Source organism: Marinobacter sp. UBA5687, from assembly GCF_002420325.1.
GTDB lineage: Bacteria > Pseudomonadota > Gammaproteobacteria > Pseudomonadales > Oleiphilaceae > Marinobacter > Marinobacter nauticus.
Window position 1 is genome coordinate 3001 of the sequence record NZ_DIHV01000056.1, and the last position, 9924, is coordinate 12924.

Here is a 9924-nt window from a genome sequence, read left to right on the forward strand (position 1 = left end):
GTTCTGGTATCGAGATTCAGGGCAACGATCACAGGGTCATGGTCAGAGGCCCGGTAAGCGTCCGGTGCGTAGAAGCTGGCCTGCTGCTCCGGGGTCTTGAACTCGGTGTTGTAGTCCAGGGCTCTGGGCTCGTCGGCATTGATCGGCCAGACGGTGGTGTCGGCAATTTTGCCGGCCAGGGCGGTATTGGCCAGAGCGTGGTCCAGATAGCCGGCCTGGCCATAGAACACGTAGGAATACGCCTGCTCGCCAACGTAGGTCGCCAGTAGATCGGTATATCCAGCATTGGCCAGGGCGCGAATGGGGTCCTCTTTCGCGTAGGCGTTGAGGTCGCCGATGATTAACACATCCGGTTCGTCGGTTCCGGTGGCATCGTCTGCCAGCCAGGATGCCAGCGCCTGGGCGGCCTGGGTCCGTACTGGATTCCAGCAGCCCTGACCATCGTTCTGGTCAGCGTTGCTGCCTTCGGCACTGCCGCAGCCTTTGGACTTGAAGTGGTTGACGGCAATGGTGACGCCATCGTCTGAATCCTTCAGCCGGAAGGTCTGTGCCAGGGGCTGGCGGTTCAACTGATCAAAAGGAGCCGCGCTCAGAGTGGCGGCGGTGCCAACGATCTCGACACGGTCGGCGCGGTACAGCAGGCCAACGGCAATGTCATCATTACCCAGTTGTGCCAGGCCGGGGTCGACCCACTGCCATTCGGAACCCAGGGCCCCGGCAAGTTCGGCAATGGCACTGGTCTGGCCGTAGCCGTCATTCTCGATTTCCATCAGGCCGATGATGTCGGCATCAAGGGCGACCAGGGCACTGACCAGCTTCTCGGTCTGGCGGGCCAGTTCTGCCGGGTTGTATGCGCCCCGCGCCGTCGGGAATCCGCCACCCATGCCGTCACCGTTGAAGAAGTTCAGCACGTTGAAAGAAGCCACCACCAGGTTGCCTCGATCCTCAAGCCCGGGCTCGGCTTTGCGTGCATTGGTCTGGCTGAAGGACGGGCTGGCGGTCGGCTGCAGACGCCATTCCGAAAAACGGTAGTCGAGAACGCCGGCAAGATCCTGAACGGTGTCGCCAGCGCGCACGGTCTGGCTGGCGCTCAGTTGCGGTGTCGGGTAGGGCACGATGGCCGGGTTCTGGCGGTTACTGGCGTCGTCCAGGATAATCCGGTCCAGCGCATTCAGATCAGCCACCAGTGCGGCATCCGCTCCGGGCTCAGCGATACTGGTGGGGATAAAGTGGCGACCGCTCCCGAGGGTCAGGCTGCCGTAACGGCCCAGGTCGTAGTTGTCGTTCACCACAAGAGGCGCGCTGAATTTTACTCGCATGGCTTCAAAGGCTTCCGGAGCTGTTGCATCGGCCCAGGGCAGTGAAATATTCGTCGGTGGTGGAAGCTCCGAGGTGCCACAGTTTTCGGTACCGCTCAGGTTGGTCAATTCGGTCAGGCCGTCGTATTCGGTCACTTCACCGGCAAGCCGCAGGCGCTGGCCGGGCTCGGCGTTCAGAGTTGGCGCATAGACAAACAGGCCTTCGGAGGTGGCAGGGTTGTCGTCGCGGTCTGAGGCTTCTTCCTCCACAAAGATGCCGCCAAGGCCATCGTTGGTGTTGAAGGCGGCCGTAACCACGGCCTCGATTACCACGTGCTGGCCGGCAACCGGGCTGATATCGCCTTCGCCCTGAATGTCCGAAATGCGGGTGGCGGGAGCGCCACAGGTCAGATCCGGCGCAGTCGGTGGCTGGTCCGGGTTATCGTCATCGTTGCCGGCGACGCCGAGATCGTCGAAGCTGTTCAGGGGAAAGCCGTCAAAGACCGTGGCCGGGTCGTAATCGTCGTAGGCATCGGTATCGGCCAGGGTGCCTGCACGGCGGCGCAGAGTGCGATCCTGGGTGCGGGTATCCCCGGACCCCCAGTAGCTGCCGGGGTCTGTGCCGACCTGGCCGATACTGTCGGCAACCGTGCCGCCGTTCAGGAGCAGGACAGCGTCATCACCGTTGAACAGCCCGGCTCCGGTGGTTTGATCCGCCACAGCGAGAATGGCCGGGTCAGCATCGCTATGCGCGAAAACGAAGTTGCTGCCCGGAGCAATCGAACCTTCCAGGTTGAAGGTTTGCCCGGGGTTGGCGCTGCCGTTGAAGAAAACCTGCAGCTCCCAGGGGGCAAGATCCACCACGGCGTCGCCGGTGTTGAGCAGTTCAATGGCTTTGTTGTTGCTGGAGCCTTCGACATACTCGCTGATGACCAGCGATGCCTGTGTTGTCGAAGCCAGAAGGCCGCCGATGGCGGCTGCCAGCAGCGTTGGTTTCATCGTCATGGTACTGTCCTTGTTTCGGTTATGTTGTGTGTTTTGACACCACAATCTGACCGTGCTGTGTGACGATGACATGAGAGTTTTGTGAAGGATGCTTTGCCGGTTTGTGTCAATGTGGACAACGCGCCTGAGCAGTTTGGTAATCCAGTGCGTATACAGGGGATGTGTCGACAGGAGGACCGATGATGCGTTGGACAGTCTTGAAGTGTGTGAGTGTGCTTTTACTGTTAGGGTTGACGGTGCCTGCCGTTGCCCGGGATTGCCCGGATTTCCTGGGCCACGAGCAGCGCAAGCTGCACTCCCGGGATTCGGTGAATCTGTGCGAGGTGGCTGCTGGCAAGCCGATGCTGGTGGTGAACACAGCCAGCCGTTGTGGTTATACCGGTCAGTTTGAAGGCCTGGAGGCCTTGCACCAGCGGTACAAGGATCGGGGGCTGACGGTCGTGGGATTTGCCAGTGATGACTTCCGGCAAGAGGCGGATTCCGAAGAAGAAGCCGCGAAGGTCTGTTTTGTGAACTTTGGTGTGAGTTTTACCATGCTCGCGCCGAGCGCAGTGACCGGTGAGCAGGCCAATCCGGTGTTTCAGGAAATCAATCGCCAGAGCCAGCCGCCAAGCTGGAACTTCACCAAGTATGTGATCGATCGTGAGGGTAAGGTGGCAGCCCGTTTCCCGAGCCAGGTGCGTCCCGAAGATGCCCGGTTGATTCAGGCCCTGGAATCGGTTCTGTAATCCCCGGCCGGTTTGCGGATAGCAGTCTATTCTGAAGGCAAAGGTTGTTCACCGCTCCGGGTGTAGTATGCAGTGTTTGGAAAAGGATGCCCTATGGCAGAAGCCCTGTTTGAATCCGTACGAAGCCAGATAGCACAGAATCTCTCGGCTACCCTGGACGCTCTCGCGGGCGGACAGACCGATTGGGTGGCCCTGGCCGGGCATGTTCTCAGTCAACTGCTGATTTCGGTGATCTACCTCGGCATTCTGTTGCTGGTCTATGCCATTCTGATCAGCCTGATACGCCTTGTCGTCGGCAGCCGACGCAGCTCGAAGCCCTGGTTTGGTCAGTTGCGCACTGGCATCCGTTATCTGTTCGGGCTGGGCGGATTGCTGGTGATTATGGCGCAATTCGAGGCCTCGCCGGAGCTGTTGAAGGGCATGGCCAGGGCGGGCCTGATGGCGTTGGGCTTTTTTGTGGGCTGGCTGGCGATTGGTCGTCTGCTGCGGGAGACGATGAATCGCTACCGTCTGGAACCCTCTATCCGCCAATTGGTCGAGAATCTGTTCTCGGTGCTCACCGTTACCTTCGCGGCCGTTACGGTGCTGTCCCAGTTCGGTTTCGATGTGGTCTCCATCGTCGCGGGTCTGGGGATCGTGGGGATTGCCGTCGGGTTTGCGGCCCAGTCCACGCTGTCGAACTTTATTGCGGGTATTACGTTGCTGATTGAGCGCCCCTTCCGGATTGGCGATTGGGTCACCATCAACGGCCAGGATGGTAAGGTGGTGAAGATCGCCCTGCGGACCACCTGGCTGCGTACCCGGGACAATATCTTTACCATGATCCCGAACGATAACGTGGCGTCCTCGGAGATCATCAATTACAGCGCCGAAGGGGCGACGCGCCTGAACATTCCAGTTGGCATTGCCTACAAGGAGTCTGCCAGGGCAGCGCGGGACGTGATAATGCCGGTTCTGCTGGCGCACTCTGAAGTCTTGCAGGGGCCGGGTATGGAGCCGCGAGTGGTGGTCAAGACCCTGGGCAACTCTTCAGTCGATCTGGAGGTCAAGATCTGGATTACACCGGACAATCTGGAGGTTCAGCCCAGAATTATGGCTGATGTGCTTGAGAAGATTAAAGAGGCCCTGGACGAAGCGGACATTGAAATACCTTTCCCGCACCTGCAACTGTTCATAGATGATGCCAAAGGGCTTGCGCCGTTGGTACAACCGTTTTACCCAAGGTCGACGGAACAAGGGAAAGGCCTGTCGGCGCCAGGAGACAATCATGAATGAGCCGTCCGGCTACTACGAAAGCAACACCACCCTGGCCCAGTATCTGGAGTTTCACTTCGGTGAAAGCTGGCATGGTGAAGCCAACTTCGCGAAAGAACTGGCCGATGCCGCGCTTGGAGCGCTGGATGGCCGCGCCACCTGCCGGGCGTTGGATATCGGTTGTGCGGTAGGACGTACCTCGCTGGAGCTGGCCCGCCAGTTTGACCATGTCGATGGGGTCGATTATTCGGAAACCTTTATCGGCAAATGCCGTGAGGTGGTGCGGGAGGGGGTTGCGCGGTATGCGCGGCCCGAAGAGGGCGAGCTGGTCAGCTACCAGGAGCGGTCACTGGCAGCCCTGGGTCTGACTGAGGCTGCCCGCCGCGTGGCGTTCCATCAGGGCGATGCCTGCAATCTCGGCGCTGATTACCGGGACTACGATCTGGTGCTGGCCGGCAACCTGATTGACCGTCTCTACAACCCATGCCTGTTTCTGGAACAGATCCATGAGCGTATCAATGCGCTGGGGCTGCTGGTGATTGCTTCACCCTATACCTGGCTGGAGGAGTACACGCCCAGGCAGGACTGGCTCGGTGGTTTCCTGAAAGACGGTGAGCCATTCACCACCCTGGATGGGCTCAAGGCGGCGTTATCCCCCCGTTTCCGCTTGCTGGCAGAGCCCCGGAGCCTGCCCTTCGTGATCCGGGAGACCCGCAACAAGTTCCAGCACAGTTTTTCGGAGCTCACAATCTGGGAGAAGTTGCCGGATTAGCGTGCCCTGTCACACAAGCGTCATCTCTTCCGGTTAGTGTGAAGGCTCATCAGGACGACATGCATTGTGTTGATGCATCGTGTGATTGCTTATGCCGGGGCTTGCCCCGGCTTTTTTATGGAGCCCGGTGTTCGCCGCTCCCTTCCCTTCTCAACGCCCGTTCACGCCGTCGCGCGGTTTCGCTGCGTTCCGATATGGTTTGCTGCACAAACTGTATGTGTTCCCCGGCGATGGCCCTGGCGTCTTCTTCCCGGCCTTCAACGATGGCGTTATACAGCTTCTGGTGCTGGTCCATCAGGCCCTGGCGGGTCTGAACCTCGCGGGAGTACATGCCACCGATGTTGGTGACAATGTTGTTCTTGAGCATGCTGAACAGGTTGCGCATGGTGTGCAGCAGCACCACGTTGTGACTGGCTTCAGCAATAGCCATGTGGAAGCGGGCATCGGCAGCCCCTTCTTCTTCCAGATTGTGGGCAGTGGAATTCTGGTAGCAGGCGTGGAGCTCTTCCCAGGCTTTGCCCAGCCGTGCCAGATCCACTTCCGTGGCGCGCAGGGCCGCGTAGAAGGCACAGTCGCCCTCCAGTGTGCGACGGAACTCGAGCAAATCCCGGTGTGCTTCCGGGTGCTTTTCCAGTAGCGGGATGAGTGGGTCGCTGAAGCTGCTTCCCAGATTCTCCGCCACATAATTGCCGCCGCCCTGGCGGCTTTTCAGCAGGCCTTTGGCCGCCAGGCGCTGCACGGCTTCTCTGAGTGACGGGCGGGATACGCCGAATTGCTCCGCCAGTACCCGTTCCGGCGGCAGGCGCTGCCCCGGCTCCAGGGTTCCTTCCAGAATCATGGTCTCCAGCTGCTCGACAATGGTGTCGGCCAGCCGCTTGGGAGCAATCTGATTGATGGGCATGATGCCTCACTTGTGTGTCTAAAAATTGGTCATACCAATAAATCTTACCTGCGTCTACGCTTGTTTTTACAACAAAACTTCAAGGCAATACGACTAATGTATGAGTGGGCGGTTTTGACACCACAAGGCCTGCTCAAATAACGTACTCGGCACAGGTTTGTAAATTGGTAATACCAATTATCCAAAAACAGAATCCAACAACAAGACCCTGGAGAACATAATGTCGTCCGGATTGCTCGCCCTATTGGCGTTTACGCCCATTCTCCTGGCTGGAGTGCTGCTGATTGGCATGCGTTGGCCCGCCCGCCATGCCATGCCCGTGGTATTTCTGGTCACCGCGCTGATCGGCTACGGCGCCTGGGATATGACCCTGAACCGTATCCTCGCCTCCACCCTGCAAGGGCTGGTGATTACGATTGGCCTGCTGTGGATAATCTTCGGCGCGATATTGCTGCTGAACACCCTGAAACATTCCGGTGCCATCACCACGATTCGGGCTGGCTTTACCAACATCACCCCGGATCGCCGCATTCAGGCCATCATCATTGTCTGGCTGTTCGGCAGCTTTATCGAAGGTGCCTCTGGCTTTGGTACGCCAGCGGCCATCGCCGCGCCCCTGCTGGTTGCGGTCGGTTTTCCGGCCATGGCTGCCGTCATGCTGGGCATGATGGTACAGAGCACGCCGGTATCCTTTGGTGCTGTAGGTACACCGATTGTGGTGGGAGTGACAACGGGTCTGGATCGGGCCAGCATTACCGAGCGACTGGAAGCCCTGGGCTCCAACTGGGATACCTACCTGCAGCTGATCACCTCGGAAGTGGCCATCACCCACGCCATTGTCGGTGTCGTTATGCCGGTACTGATGGTGACGATGATGACCCGCTTCTTCGGCAAGAACAAAAGCTGGAAAGAGGGGCTGGAGGTCCTGCCATTTGCGTTGTTTGCCGGCATCTCGTTTGTCGTTCCCTACGCCCTGACCGGGGTGATTCTGGGGCCGGAGTTCCCGTCTCTGCTGGGTGGCCTGATTGGTCTGGCGATTGTGACCACTGCCGCCAAAAAAGGCTTCCTGATTCCGAAGCGGACCTGGGGTTTTGCCGACAGCAAAGACTGGCCCAGTGAGTGGCTGGGCAGCATTGAGATGAAACTGGAAGACATCGCCGCCAAACCGATGAGCGGTTTCCGGGCGTGGGTACCCTACGTGCTGGTTGGCGTGGTACTGGTTCTGAGCCGCACCGTTGAGCCGATCAAGCAAGCTTTCACCAGCGTTGGCGTGTCGTTCTCCAACATTCTGGGAGAAGCAGGTATTAATGCCGGGATCCAGCCACTTTACCTGCCGGGCGGTATTCTGGTGATGGTAGTGCTGGCGACCTTCTTCATCCACCGGATGAACCTGAAAGCGCTGAATTCAGCGGTGAAAGAATCCGGTGGCGTATTGCTCAGTGCTGGTTTCGTGCTGCTGTTCACCGTGCCTATGGTGCGGATACTGATCAACTCCGGCGTTAACCTGTCGGACCTGCCGAGCATGCCGCTGGCCATGGCCACCTGGGCTGCCGATGCGGTTGGCGGCATTTACCCGTTGCTGGCCCCCACGGTGGGTGCGCTCGGTGCGTTCCTGGCCGGTTCCAACACGGTCTCCAACATGATGTTCAGCCAGTTCCAGTTTGGCGTTGCCGAGAGCCTTGGTTTGTCCACCGCACTGATGGTGGCGGTGCAGGCCGTGGGTGCTGCGGCAGGCAATATGGTGGCCATCCATAACGTGGTGGCAGCATCTGCTACGGTCGGGTTGCTGGGCCGTGAAGGTCAGACACTGCGCAAGACGGTGTGGCCGACCCTATACTACCTGGTGATGACCGGTTCGATTGCGCTTCTGGCCGCCTACGGTCTGGGGCTGACGGACCCGCTGCTGAACTGATAACACTGGGATAACCACAACGGGTGGCCGGCTGCCGGCCGGACCGCCCGGAGGCAATGACTGATGAGTGAGCTGTTCTACGACGCCGCCCCCAATGCCACCCGCGTGGCTCCTGAACGCCCCAAGCCACGAACGTATCCGGCCAAGCCGGCCGAGGTTACGCTGTTCGGCACCTGCGTGGTGGACCTGTTCTTTCCCGAGGCCGGCCTGGATGCCATCCGCCTGCTGGAACGGGAAGGCATTCGAGTGCACTTTCCGCAGGAGCAATCCTGCTGCGGCCAACCGGCCTGGACCTCCGGCTACGTGAACGAGGCCCGGGAGGTTGCGCGGGCACAGCTCAATCTGCTCGATAATGGTTTGCCCGTGGTGGTGCCCTCCGGCTCCTGTGCCGGCATGTTTCGGCAGCATTACCGGGAAGTCTTTGCAGAAGAACCGGATACCCTCAAACGTGTCGAAAGCCTGGCTGAACGCACCTTCGAGCTGACCGAGTTTCTGCTGCATGTATGCAAGGTGGACTGGCAGGATCTCGGCCAGTCCACGCAGATTGCCCTGCACACTTCCTGTTCCGCCCGCCGGGAAATGAACACCCACCTGCACGCCAGGGAGTTGCTGGGTAAGCTGGCGAACGTCGAGCGGCTGGACCACGATCATGAAAGCGAATGTTGCGGCTTTGGCGGCACCTTCTCCGTGCGCATGCCGGAAGTGTCCGGTGCCATGGTACTCGACAAAACCCGTTCGTTGCGGGAATCCGGTGCAGCGGAAATGGTGACCGCCGATGGCGGCTGCCTGCTCAACATCAACGGCTCCCTGGAAAAACAGAAACAGACGTTCCGGGGCCGGCATCTGGCCAGCTTTCTATGGGAGCGGGTGAGCGGAGAGGTGAAACCATGAGCCAGCGTATACCGGTAAAAGAGCTCACCGATAGCTTCCGTGGCCGCGCGGTGGGCGCCCTGGCCGACGACCAGCTGCGCACCAACTTCCGGGTCGCTATGGACTCGCTGATGAAAAAGCGGGCCGATGCTTTTCCGGACGAGGAAGAGCGTGAAGGCCTGCGGGAACTCGGCAACCATATCAAGGCCCGGGCGCTGTCCCGGTTGCCGGATTTGCTTGAGCAGCTGGAATCGAAGCTGACCGACAACGGTGTCAAGGTTCACTGGGCCGAGACTACCGAAGAGGCCAACCGGATTGTCCACTCCATCATTGAGGCGAAGCAGGGCTCTCAGGTGGTGAAGGGTAAATCCATGGTCAGCGAAGAAATGGAAATGAACGACTACCTGGCTGAACGCAACATCGAGTGCCTGGAGTCGGACATGGGTGAGTACATCGTCCAGCTGGATGGCGAAAAGCCCTCCCACATCATCATGCCGGCGATTCACAAGAACCGCTTTCAGGTCTCTAAACTGTTCCACGACAAACTGGGCGTGGATGAGACCGAGGATGTGAACGAACTGATCCAGATTGGTCGCCGCACCCTGCGCCAGAAATTCCTTGAAGCGGATGTCGGGGTCTCCGGCGTGAACTTCGCCATTGCCGAAACCGGTACCTTGCTGCTGGTGGAAAACGAAGGCAATGGCCGCATGAGTACCACGGCGCCACCGGTGCACATTGCTGTTACCGGTATCGAAAAAGTGGTGGAGAACCTGCGGGACGTGGTGCCTCTGTTGTCGCTGCTGACCCGCTCCGCATTGGGCCAGCCGATCACCACTTACGTGAACATGATTTCCGGCCCGCGCAAGGCGGATGAGCTGGATGGTCCGGAAGAAGTGCATCTGGTGCTGCTGGACAATGGCCGCAGCGGTGCTTTCGCCGATGCCCAACTGCGCCAGACGTTGAACTGTATCCGCTGCGGTGCGTGCATGAACCACTGCCCGGTCTATACCCGTGTGGGTGGCCACACCTATGGTGAAGTGTATCCGGGGCCGATCGGCAAGATTATTACGCCGCATATGGTTGGCCTGCACAAGGTACCGGATCATCCCAGCGCGTCCTCATTGTGTGGCGCCTGTGGCGAAGTGTGTCCGGTGAAGATTCCGATCCCGGAAATGCTGCAGCGC

The 9924-nt window shown here is 59.5% G+C and carries 8 protein-coding genes; 6 read left to right on the forward strand and 2 right to left on the reverse strand.

Annotated features, from left to right (window positions below):
* Positions 1 to 2297: ExeM/NucH family extracellular endonuclease (locus B3Y70_RS05890; RefSeq protein WP_288589396.1), on the reverse strand; the 2297-nt coding region annotated here is incomplete at its 3' end.
* Positions 2298 to 2482: 185 nt separating this feature from the next.
* On the opposite strand from B3Y70_RS05890, the gene B3Y70_RS05895 reads away from it, so the two are divergent.
* The 3 genes from B3Y70_RS05895 to B3Y70_RS05905 all read left to right on the forward strand — a co-directional run bounded on the left by B3Y70_RS05895 (position 2483) and on the right by B3Y70_RS05905 (position 5057).
* Positions 2483 to 3031: a glutathione peroxidase gene (locus B3Y70_RS05895; RefSeq protein ID WP_278801715.1), complete on the forward strand. Its 549-nt coding sequence runs from the start codon at positions 2483 to 2485 to the stop codon at positions 3029 to 3031.
* Positions 3032 to 3124: 93 nt separating this feature from the next.
* Entirely contained in the window at positions 3125 to 4306 is a 1182-nt protein-coding gene (locus B3Y70_RS05900) for a mechanosensitive ion channel family protein (protein WP_041654478.1), read from the forward strand.
* On the forward strand, positions 4299 to 5057 hold the full coding sequence (locus B3Y70_RS05905) for a putative 4-mercaptohistidine N1-methyltransferase (RefSeq protein WP_014420283.1): 759 nt from the start codon (positions 4299 to 4301) through the stop codon (positions 5055 to 5057). The genes B3Y70_RS05900 and B3Y70_RS05905 overlap by 8 nt, the downstream gene beginning before the upstream one ends.
* 115 nt (positions 5058 to 5172) lie before the next feature.
* Here B3Y70_RS05905 and B3Y70_RS05910 read toward each other — a convergent pair whose 3' ends face one another.
* Positions 5173 to 5958, reverse strand: coding sequence for an FCD domain-containing protein (locus B3Y70_RS05910; RefSeq protein WP_153739843.1), 786 nt, complete (start codon positions 5956 to 5958; stop codon positions 5173 to 5175).
* 220 nt (positions 5959 to 6178) lie between these two features.
* Between B3Y70_RS05910 and B3Y70_RS05915 the strand changes: the two genes are divergently transcribed.
* From B3Y70_RS05915 to B3Y70_RS05925, 3 genes are all read left to right on the forward strand, one after another.
* A complete protein-coding gene (locus tag B3Y70_RS05915; RefSeq protein ID WP_286895984.1) occupies positions 6179 to 7870 on the forward strand; it encodes an L-lactate permease in 1692 nt (563 codons plus the stop codon).
* A gap of 63 nt (positions 7871 to 7933) precedes the next feature.
* The gene (locus B3Y70_RS05920) at positions 7934 to 8761 is read left to right on the forward strand and encodes a (Fe-S)-binding protein (RefSeq protein WP_286895986.1); all 828 of its coding nucleotides are present in this window, start codon (positions 7934 to 7936) and stop codon (positions 8759 to 8761) included.
* The coding region (locus B3Y70_RS05925; RefSeq protein ID WP_288589394.1) for a LutB/LldF family L-lactate oxidation iron-sulfur protein at positions 8758 to 9924 on the forward strand (1167 nt) is incomplete at its 3' end. The genes B3Y70_RS05920 and B3Y70_RS05925, both read left to right, overlap by 4 nt.

Excerpts from the sequence above, each read along its gene's own strand:
- B3Y70_RS05895 (WP_278801715.1), top strand. The coding sequence starts at position 2,483 with ATGATGCGTTGGACAGTCTTGAAGTGTGTGAGTGTGCTTTTACTGTTA.
- B3Y70_RS05900 (WP_041654478.1), top strand. The coding sequence starts at position 3,125 with ATGGCAGAAGCCCTGTTTGAATCCGTACGAAGCCAGATAGCACAGAAT.
- B3Y70_RS05905 (WP_014420283.1), top strand. The coding sequence starts at position 4,299 with ATGAATGAGCCGTCCGGCTACTACGAAAGCAACACCACCCTGGCCCAG.
- B3Y70_RS05910 (WP_153739843.1), bottom strand. The coding sequence starts at position 5,958 with ATGCCCATCAATCAGATTGCTCCCAAGCGGCTGGCCGACACCATTGTC.
- B3Y70_RS05915 (WP_286895984.1), top strand. The coding sequence starts at position 6,179 with ATGTCGTCCGGATTGCTCGCCCTATTGGCGTTTACGCCCATTCTCCTG.
- B3Y70_RS05920 (WP_286895986.1), top strand. The coding sequence starts at position 7,934 with ATGAGTGAGCTGTTCTACGACGCCGCCCCCAATGCCACCCGCGTGGCT.